Source organism: Acidobacteriota bacterium, assembly GCA_016208495.1.
In the GTDB taxonomy this organism is placed as follows: Bacteria; Acidobacteriota; Blastocatellia; order Chloracidobacteriales; family Chloracidobacteriaceae; genus JACQXX01.
In genome coordinates this window covers 38834-59561 of the sequence record JACQXX010000013.1, presented here as the reverse complement: position 1 = coordinate 59561, position 20728 = coordinate 38834, and the positions used below count along the sequence as shown (strand labels likewise).

Below are 20728 nucleotides of genomic sequence, written 5' to 3'. Positions count from 1 at the left end.
CCGGTCGCAATGGCTTTGGTCACAAATGGCACTGATTGGGTGTGGTCGGCTTTCAATTCATTTCCAGCCAGTAAGCTCCTTTCCTGGAACAATAGCAACTGGTTCCCAACCGCCACGATCAAGTCAGCCGTTGATGTTTCTGAGAGCTGACCAAAGGCACAGGCTGTCACCGTTCCGGGGAGCTTCAATCGTTGAAAATCTGACACCCCAATTTTTTGAGCAGGGTTGAGGAAAAGCAGTTCGTCTCCATCAGTACTCTGGATGGCAATCGCGAGACTGGCTGATCCGGTCGCTAAACTGAGCTGGCTCACGGCAGCAGTTCTAACCAGCCCAGGAAGATCAATTCGTTGGGTTGGATGGAGTCCACCCTGGCCATCACCAGAGATCACAAGCAACTCGCTTTTCCCACGGGTCAAGGCCACCAGATCCGTGTGGCCATCAGCGTCAAAGTCTCCGGCACCAACAAAATCAGGCGCATCCAGTATGGTCACTTCTTGAACCGGCGGCAAAAACGGAGACTCAATCAAGGTACCGGTGGCTCGTCGGTGCTGGGCTTCCGGGCTGTTTGGAAAAATCGAATCCACATTGCCACGATACATTGGTTGAAACTCAGTTGGAGCTTTTGCCTGAGCGTCTGATGCCGGATACAAGGACGGTAGGGCATATCCATCCTCGAAATTGACCCAGGGCCTTCCCCGTCCGGCAGCTTGAACCGAAATTGATGATTGAGCAGGGCTGGTAAAACTCGCAGTTTGAGGCAGGGTTTGTTTCTGGGCATTTACTTCACCCAGATATTTGGGGAAGTACAGGAAACCGATACTCAACAAAAAAATAAAAAAAGAGAGACGTCGTGATGAAATCATTCTGAAAATACTCCTGAATAGAAATTCATTAGCCCACAATTTTTCAGATATGGGAGATAGGAAGGCAGAAAAATTTAGGGGCTAAAGTGCGAAACCTGATTCGGAAGAGGCGGAAATTCAACGTTGCCAATATCAAAAGAAACCAGCTTGCGCTTCCCAGGTAATATAGTGGGCTAAACCTGAACGCGTAAAAGCAAGCAATCTGCTCTCAGGGAGATAGAGCAAACCCACCTTGACTACACAAAACTCCAGTTCCAAACACTCCCGGCAACTTTCAGGATCAGGGTTGAAACAGGCAACTGCATTCGTCATTTTTTGAGGGAGTAGACGCAATGCTGAAAATGGCTGTCTTCCAGGATAACCAACAACTTGTTCTTACCTGTGTACTAATTGTTACCTGGGATGTGATTCAAGGTGGGTGAGATAGGTCACACTGTACCGTTGGACTCACTTCATAATCCTCAAAAAAAGCTCAATTTTTTATCAATTCCGAGTCTCCGAAACATGGTTCACCCATTTGCGGAATTTGTGGGTTTGGATAAACTCGCAGCCGCTCGCCCCTCACGACTTTCACTAAAGGACCATTCACTTCAATGCTTGAACGACTGTTTCAACTTCGGGAGCGGAACACATCTGTTCGGACCGAGCTGATTGGCGGGGTGACTACGTTTGTCACCATGGCCTATATCATCGTCATTAACCCGGCAATTCTGAGTTTTGCGGGTCTCCCAATTGGCCCCAGCACGGTTGCCACTATTTTGGCTGCGGTATTCGGCTGTACTTTGATAGGGCTTTATGCCAATCGTCCGATTGCCGTGGCACCCTACATGGGTGAAAACGCCTTTATTGCCTTTGGGTTAGTGGCTCTTGGCATTACCTGGCAGCAACGTCTGGGGGCGGTATTCATCAGCGGCATTGGATTTTACCTGATCACGTTGTTTGGGATCCGCGCCTGGCTGGCCAATTCCATTTCACCCAGTCTCAAACATAGTTTTGCGGTGGGAATCGGCTTTTTCCTGGCGTTGATTGGTCTGTATGAAACCGGCATTGTCACCAGTTTTGTCGCCGGGATGCCGGCTGAAGCGCTGCTGACGCCCGGAACACAAATTCTCCGAACACCAGATGTCCCGGTGAAAATTGGTAACCTCCGCGATCCACAAACGTTGCTGGCGATTTTTGGCTTTCTCATTATGGTGACCCTGCTCTATCGCAAGGTCCGGGGCGCGATCTTTCTTGGAATTGCGGTTACTGCTGTTGTTGGGGTCCTGCTTGGGTTTGGGAAAGCCCCAACCGGGATTGCGGCCATTCCGTTCACTGGTGAGTACAGCCTGGCGCCGCTGGCATTCAAACTCGATCTTGCTGGTGTACTCCGGTTGAGCTTTCTGCCATTGTTACTGACCTTATTTCTCATGGGATTTTTGGACACGCTTGGCACACTCGTCGGAGTTGGCGCGGCGGCAAATATCCTTGACGAAAAAGGCGATTTCCCTGAAATTGAACGCCCGATGACAGTTGATGCACTGACGTGTATGTTCAGCGGTTTGATAGGAACATCAACGAGCGGTGCCTATATTGAATCGGCAACCGGCATCCGTGAAGGTGCACGGACTGGTTTGGCTGCGATTACCACGGCGGTACTCTTTGCCGTGTCACTCTTCTTTATTCCACTGGTGTCTCCACTGCAACAATTGCGATTTGCCTACGCTCCGGCACTGATTGCGGTCGGATTGTTGATGGTGGGATCAATTACCAAAATCAACTTTGACGACTGGACCGAACTCGTCCCAGCCTGTGCCACCATTGCCATGATGGTGTTTACCTACAACATCGGGAATGGACTGACGGCGGGACTGGTTTTGTATCCGGTTCTGAAAGTGCTCACTGGTCGTGCCAAAGAACTCAATGGCGGCTCAGTCGTCCTGGGCGCCTTGTGTTTTATCTACTATGTGTTTGGACTACCACACTGAAAACTAAATGAAGAATTGAGGAATGAAGAACGAAGAAAGTGGTTAGTGGTTAGTGGTTAGTGATTAGTAATGCGAATGAAGAGTTGAAAAGAGAGCGGATTTGAGCCCAGGAACTCCCGCGTAGGTATGTAGCCCAGGTGCAAACCCTGGGAAAACGTCGCCTCCTCATCCCCGGCTGGCCGGACAGGGAAATTTGGAGATGACCCGCATCCGGTGGTGGCGCGTCCAAAGCGACGCTGACCACCGGCTCACCTGACTCCATCCCAACGGGGATGAAAACCAAAAAACACTTCAACCCTTAACTGGCATCACTAATCACTAATCACTAATCACTAATCACTAACCACTTTCTTTGTTCTTCATTTAAAAAGGGAGTTTTATGCTTTTGAAAGTGTTGAAATTCATCCAGTTGCCACTGGTGATGATTGTAATTTTTACGATTGGCCGGTTCTGGCTCGGGTTAGCTGGTGTTCCCTATGCACCACGAGGAACTGGCACGTTTTCAATCGTTGTGTTGACCGAAATCAGTGCGATTTATTATGGCGCGATGTCTGGGAAAATAGCGAAGATGTCCTGGATTGAAACGGCGCTGGTCGGGGTGATGCTCGGGTTGTTTGCCCAGATCCTGATCTTTTCGGCCACATTTGCCAGCTATGCCTTAAATTTGAATACCTACTTTGTTCACTGGGACGCGCTCAATGTGAAGGAAGGAACGGTTCTCACCATGTCGGAAGGCATGATGCGACGGGCACCAGCCCTGGTGGTTGGTTCAATTTTCACGATGATTTTTGCCTTGCTTGGACGCGGGGTTTTTGGATTTTTTGTGACCGACCCGAATAAATCCGAGGGCTGAAAACCAGGGTTGAAGACTCGCAAGCTCCGGGCTGAAGAAAACGGGCTTGGGGCTGAAGAAGTTGGGCTGAAGAAAACGGGCTGAAGAAAATGGGACCAGGGTTGATTGACCCGAAATCTTCAGCCCAATATCTTCAGCCCGCTTTTTTCAATGGGTTTGTCGTCGAATGATGCAAAGTGTGAAGCGGATACCCAGGAACAGGAGTTCGCGACGATGCGATATGAGTCAAAACAGGCGTTGATTGACGATATTCAAACGGAACACGATTCGCTTTGCGCGCTGCTTCGGGAAATCCCGGAAGCACGGTTCCAAGAGCAAGGTGTGTGGGGCGATGGATGGACGGTGGCTGATCTTGTTGCTCATCTGGCGGAGTGGCAGCACCTGTTCCTGACCTGGTATGAGGATGGGCGAAAAGGGGAAATGCCTGAGATGCCGGCCCCTGGCTATAAATGGAACGAGACCCCAAAGCTCAACCAGGCGATTTGGGTGAAACATTGTTTGCGGTCTCCGGCGGAAGTCCAGGCCGACTTCGAATCTGGATACCGTCAAATCCTCCAAATTGTGGAGGACCTGTCCCCTGAGCAGCTTCTCAAGAATGGACATTTCGAGTGGACGGGCAAACATCCCCTGACGACCTATCTTGGTCCAAACACCGCGAGCCACTATCGGTTCTCAATCAAGGTGCTCAACCGCTGGTTGAAACGCACTGCGGCGACCAAAACGTCCGTCAGGCGGACGCACAAACGTAAACCAACCCCGCAATCAGCGTAGCGTCGAATTACCGCCATCAAATACTCCGCCAAAAAGTCTTCGATTGGACGCCAGTTCAAAACCACACATCCAGGGCCAGGGTTAAAGCCAATAAACCGACAGCACTGAGAACAACTCACAAAACACGTTTTTTGAGCAGGGACAGCCTGAATTGATCTAACCAGGAAAAGCTTACTCAAATAACATGGAAATACATATTTCAACGACAAGACTTTTCATCTATCCGGATGTTGTATTGATTTGTGATGAATCTAGGTTTTACTATGTTAAGCAAAGTATCTTTTTCAATCTACGGATAGTCGTCAAAATGCTTTCGAATTCAGCTAATAATGATGACTGGTATACAATTTAGACAGTATCAAAATGTTGGAATAACTACAGAATATGTTTTAGTGCTATATCAACGACTGAAGACCGAAATGATTCGCTCTCTCTATATATAAATTGTTTATATACAATTATTTTCTAAATCAGTGCCTCTCCAAGCTTTTCAGATTTTATATCGCTTCCCACTTACGGATATCTCTAATAAGGTGATATTATTGGACGTTTGATACCTGGCATAAAGTGTTAGATAATCGCTGATCACGATAATACCTGGCAAATTGTGTCTTCCCACTTATCCGGCATAGTAAATAGTTTGGATAACTGCCTTTGATAAAATTTGATTTGGCAATGACAGGAATTCGGCTCAAATCAATTTACAAACTTGCTTGCCAGAGTCAGTTTTTATTCATAATATGCCGTCACACCGCAAAAGTTTGAAAAGATCCCTCATACGCGTGTTGGACGACTGAAAGCCGGAAAACATGCTCAATACCCCTGTTATGCACCATTGTGGCGCATAATCACTGGCTAGGTGTCCTCTGATGTGCGCATCGAAGATTTCCACGCAGCAAGCAACCATCAAATGAGGAGAGCTATATGAAAATCATCGTCATCGGCGGTACTGGACTCATTGGAGCCAAAGTCGTTAAGAAGCTTCGCGACAAGGGTCATGAAGTTGTGGCTGCCTCACCCTCGAAGGGAATTAACGCGGTGACCGGCGAAGGGCTGGCTGAGGCGCTCGACGGCGCAAAAGTCGTCGTTGATGTCGCGAATGCACCCTCCTGGGAAGACAAGGCAGTTCTGGAGTTTTTCGAAGTGTCGAGTCGAAACCTCCTGGATGCGGAAGCTGCGGCAGGTGTCGGTCATCATGTAGTGTTGTCAGTGGTCGGCACCGACGGCTTGCTTGAGAGCGGGTACTTTCGGGCGAAGATGGCTCAGGAAAATCTGGTCAAGGCTTCCCCAATCCCGTACACCATCATTCGTGCCACGCAGTTCTTCGAGTTTGTGGGCGGTATTGCCCAGGCAGCGACTGAAGGGCAAATAGTTCGACTTCCACCAGTTTTGATGCAGCCCATTGTGTCGGATGATGTCGCCGACGCCATGGCCGAAGCAGCCCTCGCGGAGCCAGTGAACGGCATAGTTGATCTGGCCGGTCCTGACCCGATCCGTCAAGACGACCTCGTGCGACAATTTCTGAACGCGACTGGAGACGCACGAACGGTCATCGCTGATCCCACGGCACTTTATTTCGGCATGGCACTCAACGATCAAAGCCTGATGCCTGGCGACAATCCGCGCCTCGGGCCGACGCGGTTCTCGGACTGGCTCAACCGCAACACTTAATCCTCGGCTGCGGCGACCGGCAGGGGGCGTCGCGATTGCAATCGGTACCGTCGTCGCTGAGCCGGGGTGTGACAGGGAATGACTCTATGATGAAAGAACTTGGACACGTTTGCGAACTTGTGCGATATCCCGTCAAGTCCATGGCTGGTATTGTGACGGAGTCGGCATTTCTCGGGTGGCACGGTCTCGATGGTGATCGGCGCTTTGCCTTCCGGCGACTGGGAGATGACAGCGGCTTTCCCTGGCTTTCAGCGAGTCGTGTTCCGGAACTCCTTCTCTACCAGCCCATTGGTCTCAACGAACGTTCCGGCGAGCCCCTGCCAACGCACATTCGAACACCATCCGGAGCGCAGATGGAACTTCACAGCCTGGAACTCCAGCGCGAGATCGCCGAGCGGTTTGGGGGCAGTGTGGAATTGATGAAGCTCAAGCACGGGACCTTCGACGATGCTCCGATATCGGTGATTAGCCTTGCAACCATTGCCGGAATCGGTGGCGAGGTGGGAATGAACCTCGACCGCAGGCGCTTTCGAGCCAACATCGTGCTTGAGACTCGCGACCGCGAACCGTTTCACGAGGATAAATGGGTAAGCGGGACCCTGGTATTCGGCACCACCGAGCCACAGCCAGCCGTGAGGGTGACGGCGCGTGACGTCCGATGCATGATGATCAACCTCGATCCAGACACGAGCGTGCAAGACAAGCGGGTGATGAAGACCGTCGTCCGACTCAACCAGAACAACGCGGGCGTCTATGGAACAGTGGTGCAAACCGGGACCATCCGCGTTGGCGAGCCAGTGAACCTTGTATGGGATGCCTGGAGCTGAAGAAAACGGGCTGAAAACCAGGGCTGAGGGCCATAAGCGCCAGGATAAGGAAATGAGAGCCTGTTTGAGACAAGGAGAAGAAGAGACAAGGAGAAGAAGAGACAGGGAGAAGAAGAGACAGGGAGACAGGGAGACACCGAGGCAATTTCACAGAGTGTGTCAGCTTGAACGGACTCCGGTTGGGAGCGGAGGAATGAGACTCTTGAAGGTGTCTCCTTGTCTGCTTGTCTTTGTGTCACCTTGTCCAGATCAGACGTTGTTCCCTTATCCTGGCGCTTATGGCCCTCAGCCCTGGTTTTCAGCCCTGGTTCTTTCAGCTTCGGAGCCACGAAATAAACTTGGCCCGCAATGTCGGGCCAATTTGTTTTTCAGAGACCCGTCCGCTTTCAATTTTGGAAAGGTAGGCTTGCCCAATGCCAAGTTCTTCGGCGAGTTGAATTTGGGAAAATCCACGATCTTTGCGGGCCTGCCGGAGACTCTTGCACAAGTCAACCGGTTCGGCCAGGAGGGCGGCCACCGGGTTCTCGCGTTCCATTTCCTCTTCGATCAGGACGTAATGTTCTTTGAGGGCGTCGGGGGCTTCGATCACGACCGGGGCTTCAAACCATTTTTCACGCCAGCCGCGTTCGGTGGCAATCTCCTCATCCCATTGCCCATATTGCCAGTCACAAATGGCCCCATCGGCTTTTAATGTGTCGAGGGCGCGTTCAAAACGGTCGCGGGTTCGATGGGCTCGTTTTCCAACCACATCATCACCAACTGCGGCCAGGAGTCGCGACACCCGAAATTCCTTGGTCCCGCAATCGCTGCCTTCACATTTCCAAATCCAGGCCAGATACCGAAGCAGACGTTTTTCCCACTTTTGTCGGTACGGGTCATATTTGAGTGCCTGGGCACTCAACAAAGCTACCTGTCGCCCTGGGCCTTCAAGAAAATAGCCGAAGACTTCGCCGGGGCGGGCCACAAAGCGCTGGACATCCATCAAGCCGTCAATTCGGCGTTGCCCCAACACGTCAGTAATCACAAAGGCCCGGCTTTGAACGGTGATGTTTTTCTTTCGCCCACGCCCGCGAGTGGCTTTGCCATTGGGTTCATAAATCGTCATTTCCGACATTTCGATCCAGATGGTTGAGAGTCGGTCAAACGCGGAGAGCATTTCCCGCCGTTGTTCCTGCTCAAACCCACCGCGTCGGCCCTGTCCATTGACCTTTGGTTTGAGACCACGCATTTTCAGGCAGTCATCAATGTCAATCACGACACCACCTTTGGGTGTTTTCTGACCCGTCAGCCACGAAGCACACAGCATATCGAGGGCATCCGCTTCCAAATCAGTCAATTTTTCTCGTTGGGCCCACATCGCCTGCGACAGCCGCGCCAGTTCATCCGGAGGAATCAACGGACGTTCATCGAGCACGACGGGACGCATCTCAATCGTGCCACGCGCGTCTTTGTGTTCGACACTGGCTCGTGGCCAGGGATACCCTTCCTCTTTTTTGAATGATTCCTTGCTGACAATCGCGCTCCGGGTAGCCTGGGCGGCGACACAGCCAAAAATCTGGTGGTATTTCTCGTCAGATTTGTTGGACATAAATCACTCCAGGGCTTGGGGCTGAGGGCTGAGGGTAAAAATCGTTGAACCCCTAATTCCCTATCCTCTATCCCCCACTCCCTATCCTCTGTTTTTCAATTGTTTGGCTAATTCGCGTTTGAGAACTTTACCGGTTGGACCTTTGGGAAAATCAGCCACAAAATACACCACTTTGGGGCATTTGTAATCTGCTAATTCCCCACGACAAAATTGGAGAATGTCTTCTTCCGTAGCGTGGCAGCCATCTTTGAGGACAATAAACGCCGCCACATCTTCGCCGTAAAGCGGATCGGGCATTCCAACTGCCGCACCAGCCGCAACCGCTGGATGTGAGTACAGAACTTCATCAATTTCACGCGGATAAATATTTTCACCACCCCGGATGATCATGTCCGACTTGCGATCCACGATGAAGTAAAAGCCGTCCGGGTCGCGGTAGCCGACATCTCCGGTGTGAAACCAGCCGTTGCGAAAGGCGATGGCGGTGGCATCCGGGTTCTTGAAATAGGCTTTGAAGATATTGTCGCCCCGCATCACGATTTCACCAGCTTCGCCATCCGGAACATCCTGGTCATCTTCGTCAACCACCTTCATTTCATTGCCGATGGGCATTCCGCAGGAGCCAGGTCGGCGGCGGGTATCAGGCGGATTAAAGGTCGAACGGCAGGTGGATTCGGAAAGCCCGTACCCTTCAATGATGAGAAAGCCAAAACGTTCTTCAAACTGGCGCATCACTTCAGCCGGAACTGGCGCCGACCCACACAAGCCAAACCGGAGTTGAGCGGTTTTGAACTCAGGTGGAATTCCATCGGGGTAGGTTTTCAGAAGCATTGACAACATTGTCGCTACCGAGCCAAACGAGGTGATCTGGTAGTCAGAAATGATTTGCCAGAATTTGGTGGCTGAAAACTTTGGACTGACGACACTTGACCCACCCGCAAACAGTGCCGTGACCGTTGTGACGGAAACCGCATTCATATGAAACAGCGGCATGATCGTCAGCAACCGGTCCGATTCGTCAAAGCCAAGCCAGGTTTTAATCTGGCGCGCATTGGCCAGCAAATTGCCGTGGGTCAACAAACAGCCTTTGGGTTTTCCGGTTGTGCCTGAGGTGTAAATAATGATGGCTTCGTCTTCGCGGTCAATCTCGGGTTCCGGGCACTTTTCCACTCGAAGATCAGCCGTGGCGTCTGATTCCAGGTCAAACCGAATGATGGATTTCAGGTCAGGCAAGTCGTGTTTGATCTCATCAATCATCGGCTCAAACTGACTGTTGACCAGGATGGCTTTGGCTTCCGAATTACCGATGACATAGGTCAGTTCGTGGGCTTTGAGCAATGAATTGACCGGCCCCGCGAGTGCCCCAAGCTGAAAACAGGCAAAGTAGGCAATCACATACTCGACGCTGTTGGGCATCAGCAAACTGACCACATCGCCTTTTTGAATTCCATGACCAGTAAGCAGATGGGCTGTCCGGTGAATCGCCGTGGTAAATTCGGCATAAGTGAATGTTCGGCCATCAATTTCTGAAATGAGGAAGGTTTTGTCGGGTTGTCGGCAGGTATGAAAATGAACCAGTTCAGGGAGATTTCGGCACTGGTCAGCGGTTGTGTGATTGATCATTTATTGTCGGTCCTCGCGCCAGGTGTGGTATAGTTGCCGCTCGCCAAAATTGAAATGTGAATACCGAATGAAGAAAAACGAATAAGTTATCTCCTTGAATTCCAAGTGGTTAACAAATTCTTCATTCTTCATTCCCCATTCTTCATTTCGATCACGCTCGCTTTCCAACAACATCATACACCATTCCGGCAACCACTGGGCGCACACTTTTTTCACCACTTGAACCCCTTTCCCACTGGCGCTTCGTCGGTTGCCGATCATTTTCCCACGAGGCGAAATCGAGGCTATGGAAACTTATCGCAATTTTATTAACGGCGAGTGGGTCGAAGGCACCTCCTCACGCACCGCCGAAAACCTGAATCCAGCCAATATTCAAGATGTGATCGGAACGGTGCGGCTGGCTTCGCGCGAAGATGCCCGGTAGGTGGTCGAAGTCGCCGTCGAAGCCTTACGCTGCTGGCGGTCAACACCGGCCCTGGCGCGCGACAAAATTGTCGCTCGGGCTGCCAGTCTGCTCGAACAACACAAAGAAGAACTGTCGCGCATCCTGACCCGCGAAGAAGGCAAATGCCTGTCGGAATCACGGGGCGAACTTCAACGTTCGATCAATGTGGCCGATTTTTGTGCTGGCGAGGCCCGCCGCATGAATGGTGAGACAATCCACTCTGAATTGCCCCGGAATTTTATCTACACGGTCAAACAACCGCTGGGCGTGGTGGCTTGTGTGACTCCCTGGAATTTTCCGGTGGCGATTCCAATCTGGAAAATCTGTCCGGCACTGGTAGCTGGAAATACCGTGGTTTTCAAACCGGCCACGATTACCCCCGGCACCGCTGTGCGGATGGTTGAACTTTTTCAGGAAGCCGGGATTCCGAAAGGCGTCTTAAACCTGATTATCGGCGCGGGTTCCGATGCTGGGGACGAAATCATCAACCACCCGGCGGTCAAAGCGGTGTCGTTTACCGGTTCAAACGAGGTCGGCATTCGGTTGTATGAAAATGTCTCGCGGCGCGGTGTGAAAGCTCAGTGCGAAATGGGCGGCAAAAACCCGGTGATTGTGATGCCGGATGCCGATATGGAACTGGCGGTTGAATCAACCGCCCAGGGCGCGTTTGGCTCCACCGGGCAACGCTGCACCGCCACCAGCCGGGCGATCATTCACGAAGCCGTCGCGGATGAATTTGTGGCCCGCCTCCGGAAAAAAGCTGAAGCCCTGGTGTTGGGCGATGGAATGGATCCAGGGACTCAGATGGGGCCGAGCGTGGATGAATCCCAATTTAAAACCGTGCTCCGCTACATTGATATTGGAAAAGAAGATGGGGCCACGCTGGTTTGTGGCGGCGAACGTCCGACCGATGACCGCCTCCAAAACGGCTATTTCGTGCAGCCAACCATCTTTGACCATGTGACGCCGGATATGCGCCTGGCCCGTGAAGAGATTTTTGGGCCGGTCTTGTCGGTGCTGCGCGCCAGTTCGTTTGAGCAGGCCATGGACTTTGCCAACGATTGCGAATATGGCCTGTCGTCTTCGATTTTTACCAACGATGCCAATTATGTGTTCCGCTATGTGGATGAAATTGAAACCGGGATGACCCACGTCAATTCACCTACCACTGGCGGCGAAGCCCACGTCCCGTTTGGTGGCATTAAATCAACCGGGATTGGCGACCGCGAGCAGGGTTCAACTGCTCTGGATTTTTATACCGAAATCAAAGTCGTCTACATTGACTACACAGGACGCAAACGAGAGGGGAATCTGTACTAATGAGCACACCAGAACCAAAACCAGCACAATCCGAAATCGTCCGCAAACACAAGGAATTTTTGTTTCCCGCCGTGACGATGTACTACAAAGAACCCGTGGCCATTGTCCGAGGCGAAGGCATGCACGTCTGGGATGATTCAGGCACCAAATACCTTGATTGTTTTGGCGGCGTGTTGACGGTGTCGGTGGGCCACGCCCATCCGAAAGTCACCGAAGCCTGGGTCGAACAGGTCAAAACGTTGACCCATATGTCAACGCTCTATGCCAACAAACCACAGTCGGACCTGGCTGAAAAACTGGCTGAAATCACTCCGGGCAAACTGAAAAAATCCTTTTTTACCAGCAGCGGCACCGAGGCTGACGATACGGCGATCATGGCCGCCAAACTCTATACCAAACGCCATGAAATCGTGGTGTTACGGCATAGCTACAGCGGACGCTCGGCCACGTCGCTTTCCGCAATGGGTCATGCCCCCTGGCGATTGCTCCCAACGCAAGTAGCCGGGTTTGTTCACGCCGCGGCGCCCTATTGCTACCGCTGCCCGTTCAAACTGACCTATCCAAGTTGCGAACTGGCCTGTGCCAATGACATCGAAGAACTCATCCGGACGACAACTTCCGGCCAAATTGCAGCCTTTATGGCGGAACCAATTCTTGGCGTTGGTGGGTTTGTGGTTCCTCCACCAGGGTATTTTGAACGCGCCGCCGAAATTGCCCGACAATATGGCGGCTTGTTTATTGCCGACGAAGTCCAGACCGCCTGGGGCCGAACCGGCGACAAATGGTTTGGGATTGAACATTGGAACGTGGAACCCGACATCATCACTTCCGCCAAAGGCTTGGGAAATGGCGCCCCGATTGGGTTGACGATTGCCACACCTGAAGTGGCAGATGCCGTTCCAAGTCCAACGTTTTCAACCTTTGGCGGCAACCCGGTTTCGATGGCGGCAGCTCTGGCAGTCATCAAAACCATTGAAGAAGAAGATTTGCGCACCCACGTCAAAGTGGTCGGCAATTACCTGCGTGAAAAGCTCGACGGACTCAAGGAAAAATACACCATGATTGGCGATGTCCGGGGAATGGGCTTGATGCTTGGCCTTGAGCTGGTCAAGGACCAGACCACCAAGGAACCAAATCCGCAAGGACTGGCCGAAGTTTTTGAAGAAACCAAGAAACGAGGTGTCTTGATTGGAAAAGGCGGACTGTACGGAAACGTCATCCGCACCGGTATGCCGATGATTGCCTCAAAAGACAACGTAGATGAGCTGGCCGAAGCCCTCGACGCCTCGTTTGCGGCGGTTTCCAACCGATCCTGATTCCTGTGGAGTGCGGCGGGCTTTGCCGCTTTCAACCGCAACCTTGTGCTGTCGCACTCCACCAACCTGTTTCGTTGTTATTGAAGGGCATTCTTGTCGGGCTTGGGTCTTGTCCTGGCCGTGACCGTGGGCTGCGCACCACGGCTATTACATGACGACCCTGCGGGCCTCAACTCTTTCTCCTGGCACGTATGCCTTGTCCCCTTGTCCTCTTGTCCTCTTGTCCCCTTGTCTTCTTGTCCCCTTGTTCCCCTTGTCCAAGATCAGACTCCGCTCCCTTCTCCTGGCGCTTATGCTCCACCAACCTCACCCGGTGCGCACTTTTTCCCGCCTGCTGAATTTTTCCTCATTTCCCGTTCCAAATTCCCCCCAAACCGGTGATATCCCGCTCGTTTCGTCCTGGCATAGAGTTTGCTCTCTTGAAGAACCGCAGGCACCCAATCTGAAAAATCCACAGTTCATCAACCGCTTTCGGGCCGTCCGGAGGGAGAGAATTTATGTACACATCGGTCATTCCATCCGAAGAATGGGTTAATTTCTTTAATAGCTTTAGTTGCGAACACCACGGCTGGCTGGTTTCAATGGAAGTGTTTACCGAGGAAATCGGCGCGCAAGTTGAAGCCAAAAATGTGCCGTTGGCTGGAATTGCGGTTGATATGAAAGGAAGTGGTGCCAATAACATCCTGATTACAGTCGGCGAAAAAGCCGGGGCTCAGGTGACGCATACCATTCGAAATCCAAAGCAGGTGAGTCTTGAACGCTCAAACGGTGGGTGTGACGAAGCGCTGCAAATTGAATCTGTCTCAGGTGAACAAACCTTACTCCGGTTTTGTGGAGCGGATTAAAGCGAACTCATACCATTTTGGGCTGAGGGTATCGGGCTAAGGGCTGAGGGAAATACAATTTTTTCAATAATTTAGATTTCCCGTAGTACGAGGCGCTCATTCCAAAATGGTCTTATAACCAATTTTATCCAAACGATTAGAAATATCGGTTATGCAAAACCAACTGCAACTCAAATCAGCTCGACCTTTTGAATGTCCGGAAATTCCCTCCGTGTTGCCCCAAGTTGAAAGACGTCAAGTTGAGAAGCGAGAGTACACTATGTTTTTCCTTCATCATTTGCACACCATGTACTTTGATGCGGTGCAACTGGCTGAGCTTCTGGATCATATCCCCGACGATTGTGCCTTTTGGAAAAAAGGCCCCGATCAAACCATGCACTGTACCAACCTCAAACAGGAACCCACCATCGGCGAATTTCCGCTGTGTATGTGGTCATTGGGGCAGTTGACCACGGTTCGGGAGCAAATGAATGCCTTGAATGATTCGTTGGAGCGGGAAATTGACCAGCTCCACCCGGAAGATGTCAGCCGTGGGTTGGAATCGCAGGTTTTCCGGTTGCGTCGGATTTTGATTCGAATGCGGAGAGCGATGGATGACGTCAGAGACTGCCTGGCTGGGCTGTACGGAAAATGCGGAGAGCAAGAGCGAAACAAGTTAACTGAGGCAACACGCAATTTTCGGCGGAGTATTTCCGACATGGAATCAATTTTAGAAATTTCACAATCACGCAAAGCCTCGATTGTTGCCTGAACAACATTCGAACCCGTGGGGGCACTGGCTTGTCGTGCGCCCTTCATTAAACGCTCAAATTTTAGAACAACCCTGAAATCGACAGTATATCCACCGCTGAAACGGAAGGGATGAGACGCAGTGCATTCCTGTCAGATTTCAGGGTTTTTTTCTTTTAGGGCTGAGGGCTGAGGGTATTGAACCCGTTTTCTTCAGCCCTGAGCTTGCGAGTCTTCAGCCCCAAGCCCCAAGCCCTGGTTTTTTCTTTTTGTTGTCTTCAGCCCCAAGCCCCAAGCCCCAAGCCCTGGTTTTCTCATTTATCCTCATAACTCCGGGGCAATTTTGAATCCGTCAAAATGACAAAATCCCCCAGTCCTTTGTGTTTTTCAGTGAAAGCGGTGATGTCATCGGCAGGCTCAACCGTGACGACCAGAAATTTTGTCCCTGGCCGATAGCGAAGCAAATGGTCAGGGATGCCCATCCGATTTTCACAGTGAAATTTTCCAACCACGTGAACAATCAAGGAATTCGGATGACGTAAGAATTCTTCCGCCATGGAGAAGGCCATGGTGGCATCCCAGAGCGACTGGGCATCCAGTGTGTATTGCAAGTTTCCCATTCCGTGTTGGAGCGACCCTGTGCTCGACAGACTCGGTGGGAGCGGTTTTCCAGGTTGAGCAAACAGGGCCTCAAATTTTGCTTTGTACGCTGGGCTTGGGAATCCATATGGAACCGGCGGCAACCATTGGGCAGCTCGGGGTAAGGCGGCGCTCAGCGCATTGCGCCCCTGACGCGAAACCAGGTTGGCATAGCGTTTGGGTGCATTGGCGGCTAAAACCGAAAGTTTCTGTTCGCGAGCAAATTCCACGAGTGGACGATAGTCGCCCTTATAGTTTGTCCAGGGACGACTGCTTTCCAAAAAATGGCGCTCTGAAATGATACCGGCCAGATATTCATCCAGAACTGGTTGGGTGTCCCGTTCAAACATCTCCATTGATAACACGGCATTTCGTCCACCGGCATCGCTTGGGCTGGATGAAGCGGCTTCATGCGCCCGTTTCAAAATGGCCAGTTCCAGACTGTGAGCCATTGGGTCATTGTGTGTTTCTCCCACAAAGACAACGTCAACTCCGGCCATTGCCTGGGAAATATCAGCCATTGCGACGGGTTTTCCATCGCCGGTAAAGACGCGAAAATAGGGTGAAAATTGCGGCGAGTTTCCCTCTTGCTGACTGTGAACTGGGAAAATTGAAGTCAACGTGATCAGGCAGGATAAAAAGAAAATGGTGAGTAATCGCATAGTTTTTTCATTCGAATTGAGATCAGTGACAAAATGACAAGGTGACAAGGTGACAAGGTGACAGGGTGACAGGGTGACAAGGTGACAAGGTGACAAGGTGACAAGGTGACAGGGCATAAGCGCCAGGATAAGGATTTCAGGCCCGCAGGGTCGTCGTGTAATAGCCGTGGTGCGAAGCCCACGGTTCCGGCCAGGACGAGACCCAAGCCATGCAAAGAATGACAAGGGGACAATGGGATTTTTTCAGCCCTCAGCCCTTTCAAAAACCCGGAACCCGGCTTTGGATTATCCCTTTCGCTGTTTGATTTCCTTGAGAAAGTCCTGAATTTCTTCAACTTTATAGCTGCTCAACAGGAGTTTCAACCGGGCGACCAGTTGTTCATTGTCAAATTTGACCTCCTCGAGCAAAGCCATTGACAACTCAATATCACCCTCATCGAGAGCGTTGTTCATTCGATCAATCCAGTCATCAGGCAGGATGGGGTTTTCATTTGGAATCGAAATCGGGTCGGAATTGATGACCCCAAACATGTCGGGCGAAAAGGAAACATCCTCTTCATAGATAAACTCAAGGCCGAGATGGTGTTCAAGGAGTTCAAACAATTCGATTTCGTGAAAGGGTTTGGCCAGGAACGCATCACACCCGGCTGACAGAATTGCTTCCCGATCAGTATCAAACACCCCCGCTGAAATAGCAAAGATCGAGGTTTGGGGAGCAAAGGCCCCTGGATTGGGAGTCTGGGTCAATTCCAGACGCCGGATAGCACGGGTTGCTTCGTAGCCGTCGGATTCCGGCATCCGCACATCCATCCAAATCACATCCGGGTGCCAGGACTTGTAGATTTCAACCGCTTCCAGCCCGTTGCGGGCCTCACGAACTTCAAACCCAATCGGCGTCAAAATCTCTTTGAGGAGCAATCGGGAATCGTTTTGATCGTCCACCACCAGCATTTTTGGAATCATTTGATTATCGCCAAGGCACACCACCCGCCGGGCTTCTTGATAAAACGTATCTTTCGACGCCGGCACCAGCATTACCTCAAAATTCACCGTGGTCCCACGTCCAGGAGAGCTTTGAATCCGAATACTACCGTTCATGAGACGGACATAGTTTCGGGTGATGGTCAGTCCAAGGCCAGTTCCTTCCGCCGATTTCACGCCACTTTCGGTTTGGGTAAACGGCTCAAACAGGGTTTGGATTTCGTCAGCATTCATTCCAAGGCCAGTGTCGGTGACCTCGCATTGGAGCTTGTCGGCCAGCCACTGAGCCCGAAGGGTAATGCCACCACAGGCCGTAAACTTGACCGCATTGTTCAGCAAGTTAATCAGGATTTGACGGAGTTTTCCTTCATCTCCATATACATAGCGCGGTAAGTCCTTTGATAACTCAAAGTTAATCACCAGTCGCTTGGCCTGGGCGCGGATCCGAAACATGTCCTCCAGGGTTTTAAGCAACCGTGGAAGCTTAAAAACGGTTTCGGTCAGGGTGACTTTTCCGGCTTCTATTTTGGAAATTGAAAGCACGTCATTGATGATTCCAAGCAAATGCTCACTGCTGCGACGGATGATGCCTAAATGCTCGCGATCATCAGCCTCACGGGGTTCCTTGCGCTGCAGCATCTGCACAAATCCGATAATGGCGTTGAGTGGGGTTCGCAACTCATGGCTCATATTGGCCAAAAAAACGCTTTTAGCCCGGCTGGCTTCAAGGGCTTTGCGTTCAGAGAGTTGCAACTGGTCAACGGTGAGATTCAGGCGTTCGACCAGCCGGGCCAGTTCGAGGGTGCGTTCCTGGATTTTGGCTTCGAGCATTGTCTCACGGGCTGCAATTTCACGTGCCATTTGGGTAAACACCCTGGCGAGGCGACCCAACTCACCTGGATGGGCCGTGACTTCTTCGAGCTGACTTGGGTGAAAAGCTCCTGATTCAACGGCGGCGGCGGCGCTGGTCAATTTCGAAACCAGTTGTAAATATTGCAGTTCTTGATCGTGGAGGCGCTTTTTTTCAAGGCAGGCATCAATGCGGGCCCGCATCAGCATGGAATTAAACGGTTTCGGGAGGTAATCCTCCGCCCCCATCTCAATACACCGGGCAACGCTTTCGATTTCGGTCAGGGCTGAAATCATAATCACCGGGATATATCGCATTTTCTGATCGGCTTTTAACCGCTTGAGGACCTGAAACCCATCCATTTCGGGCATCAAAATGTCGAGCAAAACCAGGTCAAACTCCTTTTCACCCAGGATCTTGAGGGCATCCAACCCGCTTTGAACCGTTTCCGCCCGATAGCCCTGGCGGACCAGTCTTCGCGCCAGCACATCACAGTTGAGTTCGTTGTCGTCAACCACCAGGATCGTGCCTCGAAACACCGTGGAGGGAAAATCCTGATGTTTGATCGCCTCGCGCATGGCTCGAACGGCTTCACTCAGGCTGGCAGGGGTGACAACTGATAAATGACTGGTTTCCAGGCGCGACAGACGGGAAACCTGCTTAAAAAAATGGAGCATGTGTTCCGCTGCCGAATGAACATTCATCAAATCAGGCACTAGCAGTCGCAGCTTTTGCGCTTCGGCCTGTTCCAACAATTGCTCGCTGGTGCTGCTGACGGTCAGGAGTGAGGTCCGAACTTCCTGATACAAATCGGAAATACATTCTTTTAAATCGAGTTCCTGGGTTGCCGAAAGCTGTCGTGAGGTATTGAGCCGTTGAGCCACCAGCGTGACCAGTTCTTCACCAAGCGCTTTGATTTGTTCAAGTTGAGGTAGAAATTCCACCACCATCTGGGCACGCACTTCATCAATTAAAATGTCGGTATAACCAAGGATGATGCTGATCGGAGTCTGTAAATTATGGTGGAGGTTCTTCAGAAACGTTTCTTTGGCAGCCTGAGATTCCGGCTGCGGCCCTGCTTTGTCCGGCTGGGTTTTGTGATACCTCTCGGGAGATCGAATATCATCATCGGCAGAGTTCATAGAGTTCTTCTCCGATCAGAAGTGTGCGACGAGCAGCGAACTAAAAGCGAGTAGCGAGTAGCGAGTAGCGAGTAGCGAGTGATAAGAAAATGGTGTCACTGCTTTCGCTTGCTCATAATCTAATTGAGCATCATCACAATAGTAAGGAAGTACTTTAAAGAATGAACATAAAATAACTCATCAACGGAAGTTGATTGATAGGAAAATGAAATCTCACCACAGAGGACACAGAGGAACACAGAGGAACAGGCAGATTCAGAATGAGTAATTTTTCGCTGTGACCGCTGTGGTTCAAAAATGATGAAATTGTTTTGGTTCCAATCCTAACACTACAGCGAGGGGTTTGGATTGACTCCTTGCTACTCGCCACTCGCCACTCGCTCTGAACTTGCTATTTGGCCAGTATCGAGTGGGTGTAGGCAATCTGATATAAGTGGTCTTTTCCGGCAAAAAATTCCAAATTGAATACCGTCGGCGTTACCCGAAACCAGGCAAACCCCAGGTCACTGGCGGCAAATTTGGTAAACGGGGTCAGGCCGACTTTGCGAGTGAGTGCGCCGCCACCGCTGACCACATAGTTCATTTTTTCAAAAACAATATGCTGCAAGTCATGGTCGTGCCCGCACAGGTAAAGGTCAACTCCATATTTCTTCAACAGCTTATCAACCTTGACCATATGTTCGCTCCGCGTGGAACCGTGTGCTCCGCCGGAAACAATGGGGTGATGGCCAAACACGATTTTCCAGACCACTCTGGGTGACTTTTGCGTTGCCGCTTTTTTCAATTCGGTTTCCAGCCAGGTCAATTGCTGATTGATTTGGGCGGGTGTCATGGGCTTTTCGGGTTCTTCACAGAGCGGGTCGGTGTCGAGTCCAAAGAACCGGACTTCGGACTGGTCATCCAGTTTTTTTGAGAAGGCATAGTACCGATCCGGCATTTTCCACCGGGTGCCAGGCTTTTTCGAGTATTCGACCTCCGCATCTGGGTTCAGTCGGTAGTCATGGTTTCCGAGCACGGCATAAAAATCAACATTCAGACTGGGTTGTGAATATATGGATTCAAACTTGGTTTGCCATTGTGGGTCATCCACACTCTGGACTCCGGCGGGGTAGAAATTATCTCCTAGAACCAGCGCAAATTGAACTGGTGCCCGCGTGGCCTTGGCAGCCATGGCTTCAGCAACCAGTTTTTGGTCGGGTAGGGCGGTGCCAAAATCGCCAAAGGCCAGGAACTGAATGCCTTGACTTCCTTCAAGTTCAGGGATTGGTGGGGCTTCAGGTTTTGCAGGTAGTGCCGGAGTCGTCGGAGCAACCGTCGGAGGTGTGGAGGTGGGTGACTGACACCCCACCGTTACCAGGACGCTGAGCAAGGTGAGAGTAAGGAAGAAAAGTTTTTGATTCCGCATGATTTCAAAACACAAAAAATGGTTGAAGTGGTCTTATACCATTTTGGGCTGAGGGTATCAGGCTAAGGGCTGAGGGAAATACAAGTTTATCAATAGCTTAGCTTTTTGCTGGTGCGATAGGATCATTCCAAAATGGTAGTAGAATGGGTATGAATTGATTCTAAGGGATGAACCGGGGGCACTGCACTGTGGATTTGTCCCCAAACAAATATCTTGTTCTACACAAACTTG

Annotated in this window: 16 protein-coding genes; 10 read left to right on the top strand and 6 right to left on the bottom strand. The window is 51.2% G+C overall.

Annotation, left to right across the window (positions count from 1 at the left end):
* The coding region (locus HY774_02165) for a VCBS repeat-containing protein (protein ID MBI4747263.1) at positions 1 to 863 on the bottom strand (863 nt) is incomplete at its 3' end.
* 593 nt (positions 864 to 1456) lie between these two features.
* On the opposite strand from HY774_02165, the gene HY774_02160 reads away from it, so the two are divergent.
* From HY774_02160 to HY774_02140, 5 genes are all read left to right on the top strand, one after another.
* A complete protein-coding gene (locus tag HY774_02160; GenBank protein MBI4747262.1) occupies positions 1457 to 2830 on the top strand; it encodes an NCS2 family permease in 1374 nt (457 codons plus the stop codon).
* Between the two features lie 379 nt (positions 2831 to 3209).
* On the top strand, positions 3210 to 3683 hold the full coding sequence (locus HY774_02155) for a hypothetical protein (GenBank protein MBI4747261.1): 474 nt from the start codon (positions 3210 to 3212) through the stop codon (positions 3681 to 3683).
* 213 nt (positions 3684 to 3896) lie between these two features.
* A complete protein-coding gene (locus tag HY774_02150; protein MBI4747260.1) occupies positions 3897 to 4454 on the top strand; it encodes a ClbS/DfsB family four-helix bundle protein in 558 nt (185 codons plus the stop codon).
* A gap of 924 nt (positions 4455 to 5378) precedes the next feature.
* Positions 5379 to 6125: an SDR family oxidoreductase gene (locus HY774_02145; protein MBI4747259.1), complete on the top strand. Its 747-nt coding sequence runs from the start codon at positions 5379 to 5381 to the stop codon at positions 6123 to 6125.
* Positions 6126 to 6211: 86 nt separating this feature from the next.
* On the top strand, positions 6212 to 6952 hold the full coding sequence (locus tag HY774_02140) for an MOSC domain-containing protein (GenBank protein MBI4747258.1): 741 nt from the start codon (positions 6212 to 6214) through the stop codon (positions 6950 to 6952).
* A 313-nt stretch (positions 6953 to 7265) separates the two neighbouring features.
* On the opposite strand, the gene HY774_02135 is transcribed toward HY774_02140, so the two are convergent.
* Together HY774_02135 and HY774_02130 are read right to left on the bottom strand one after the other, a co-directional pair.
* Positions 7266 to 8540, bottom strand: coding sequence for a helix-turn-helix transcriptional regulator (locus tag HY774_02135; GenBank protein MBI4747257.1), 1275 nt, complete (start codon positions 8538 to 8540; stop codon positions 7266 to 7268).
* Between the two features lie 81 nt (positions 8541 to 8621).
* Positions 8622 to 10163 (bottom strand): long-chain-fatty-acid--CoA ligase, encoded by a 1542-nt coding sequence (locus HY774_02130; GenBank protein MBI4747256.1) that lies wholly within the window; start codon positions 10161 to 10163, stop codon positions 8622 to 8624.
* A gap of 286 nt (positions 10164 to 10449) precedes the next feature.
* Between HY774_02130 and HY774_02125 the strand changes: the two genes are divergently transcribed.
* From HY774_02125 to HY774_02105, 5 genes are all read left to right on the top strand, one after another.
* Positions 10450 to 10587: a hypothetical protein gene (locus HY774_02125; protein MBI4747255.1), complete on the top strand. Its 138-nt coding sequence runs from the start codon at positions 10450 to 10452 to the stop codon at positions 10585 to 10587.
* Positions 10588 to 11928, top strand: a complete 1341-nt coding sequence (locus tag HY774_02120; GenBank protein ID MBI4747254.1) for an aldehyde dehydrogenase family protein — start codon at positions 10588 to 10590, stop codon at positions 11926 to 11928.
* The gene (locus HY774_02115; protein ID MBI4747253.1) at positions 11928 to 13244 is read left to right on the top strand and encodes an aspartate aminotransferase family protein; all 1317 of its coding nucleotides are present in this window, start codon (positions 11928 to 11930) and stop codon (positions 13242 to 13244) included. The genes HY774_02120 and HY774_02115 overlap by 1 nt, the downstream gene beginning before the upstream one ends.
* A 497-nt stretch (positions 13245 to 13741) precedes the next feature.
* Positions 13742 to 14089: a DUF5335 family protein gene (locus HY774_02110; GenBank protein MBI4747252.1), complete on the top strand. Its 348-nt coding sequence runs from the start codon at positions 13742 to 13744 to the stop codon at positions 14087 to 14089.
* 259 nt (positions 14090 to 14348) lie between these two features.
* Complete coding sequence (locus HY774_02105) at positions 14349 to 14840, top strand: hypothetical protein (protein ID MBI4747251.1); 492 nt, start codon at positions 14349 to 14351, stop codon at positions 14838 to 14840.
* Between the two features lie 292 nt (positions 14841 to 15132).
* On the opposite strand, the gene HY774_02100 is transcribed toward HY774_02105, so the two are convergent.
* The 3 genes from HY774_02100 to HY774_02090 form a co-directional block, all read right to left on the bottom strand.
* Positions 15133 to 16119, bottom strand: a complete 987-nt coding sequence (locus HY774_02100; GenBank protein ID MBI4747250.1) for a ChaN family lipoprotein — start codon at positions 16117 to 16119, stop codon at positions 15133 to 15135.
* Between the two features lie 285 nt (positions 16120 to 16404).
* A complete protein-coding gene (locus HY774_02095) occupies positions 16405 to 19092 on the bottom strand; it encodes a response regulator (GenBank protein ID MBI4747249.1) in 2688 nt (895 codons plus the stop codon).
* Positions 19093 to 19483: 391 nt separating this feature from the next.
* Positions 19484 to 20497, bottom strand: coding sequence for a metallophosphoesterase (locus HY774_02090; protein ID MBI4747248.1), 1014 nt, complete (start codon positions 20495 to 20497; stop codon positions 19484 to 19486).
* Positions 20498 to 20728: the final 231 nt, after the last annotated feature.

Excerpts from the sequence above, each read along its gene's own strand:
- HY774_02105 (MBI4747251.1), top strand. The coding sequence starts at position 14,349 with ATGTTTTTCCTTCATCATTTGCACACCATGTACTTTGATGCGGTGCAA.
- HY774_02110 (MBI4747252.1), top strand. The coding sequence starts at position 13,742 with ATGTACACATCGGTCATTCCATCCGAAGAATGGGTTAATTTCTTTAAT.
- HY774_02145 (MBI4747259.1), top strand. The coding sequence starts at position 5,379 with ATGAAAATCATCGTCATCGGCGGTACTGGACTCATTGGAGCCAAAGTC.
- HY774_02095 (MBI4747249.1), bottom strand. The coding sequence starts at position 19,092 with ATGAACTCTGCCGATGATGATATTCGATCTCCCGAGAGGTATCACAAA.
- HY774_02140 (MBI4747258.1), top strand. The coding sequence starts at position 6,212 with ATGATGAAAGAACTTGGACACGTTTGCGAACTTGTGCGATATCCCGTC.
- HY774_02125 (MBI4747255.1), top strand. The coding sequence starts at position 10,450 with ATGGAAACTTATCGCAATTTTATTAACGGCGAGTGGGTCGAAGGCACC.
- HY774_02135 (MBI4747257.1), bottom strand. The coding sequence starts at position 8,540 with ATGTCCAACAAATCTGACGAGAAATACCACCAGATTTTTGGCTGTGTC.
- HY774_02090 (MBI4747248.1), bottom strand. The coding sequence starts at position 20,497 with ATGCGGAATCAAAAACTTTTCTTCCTTACTCTCACCTTGCTCAGCGTC.
- HY774_02130 (MBI4747256.1), bottom strand. The coding sequence starts at position 10,163 with ATGATCAATCACACAACCGCTGACCAGTGCCGAAATCTCCCTGAACTG.
- HY774_02155 (MBI4747261.1), top strand. The coding sequence starts at position 3,210 with ATGCTTTTGAAAGTGTTGAAATTCATCCAGTTGCCACTGGTGATGATT.
- HY774_02115 (MBI4747253.1), top strand. The coding sequence starts at position 11,928 with ATGAGCACACCAGAACCAAAACCAGCACAATCCGAAATCGTCCGCAAA.
- HY774_02150 (MBI4747260.1), top strand. The coding sequence starts at position 3,897 with ATGCGATATGAGTCAAAACAGGCGTTGATTGACGATATTCAAACGGAA.
- HY774_02160 (MBI4747262.1), top strand. The coding sequence starts at position 1,457 with ATGCTTGAACGACTGTTTCAACTTCGGGAGCGGAACACATCTGTTCGG.
- HY774_02100 (MBI4747250.1), bottom strand. The coding sequence starts at position 16,119 with ATGCGATTACTCACCATTTTCTTTTTATCCTGCCTGATCACGTTGACT.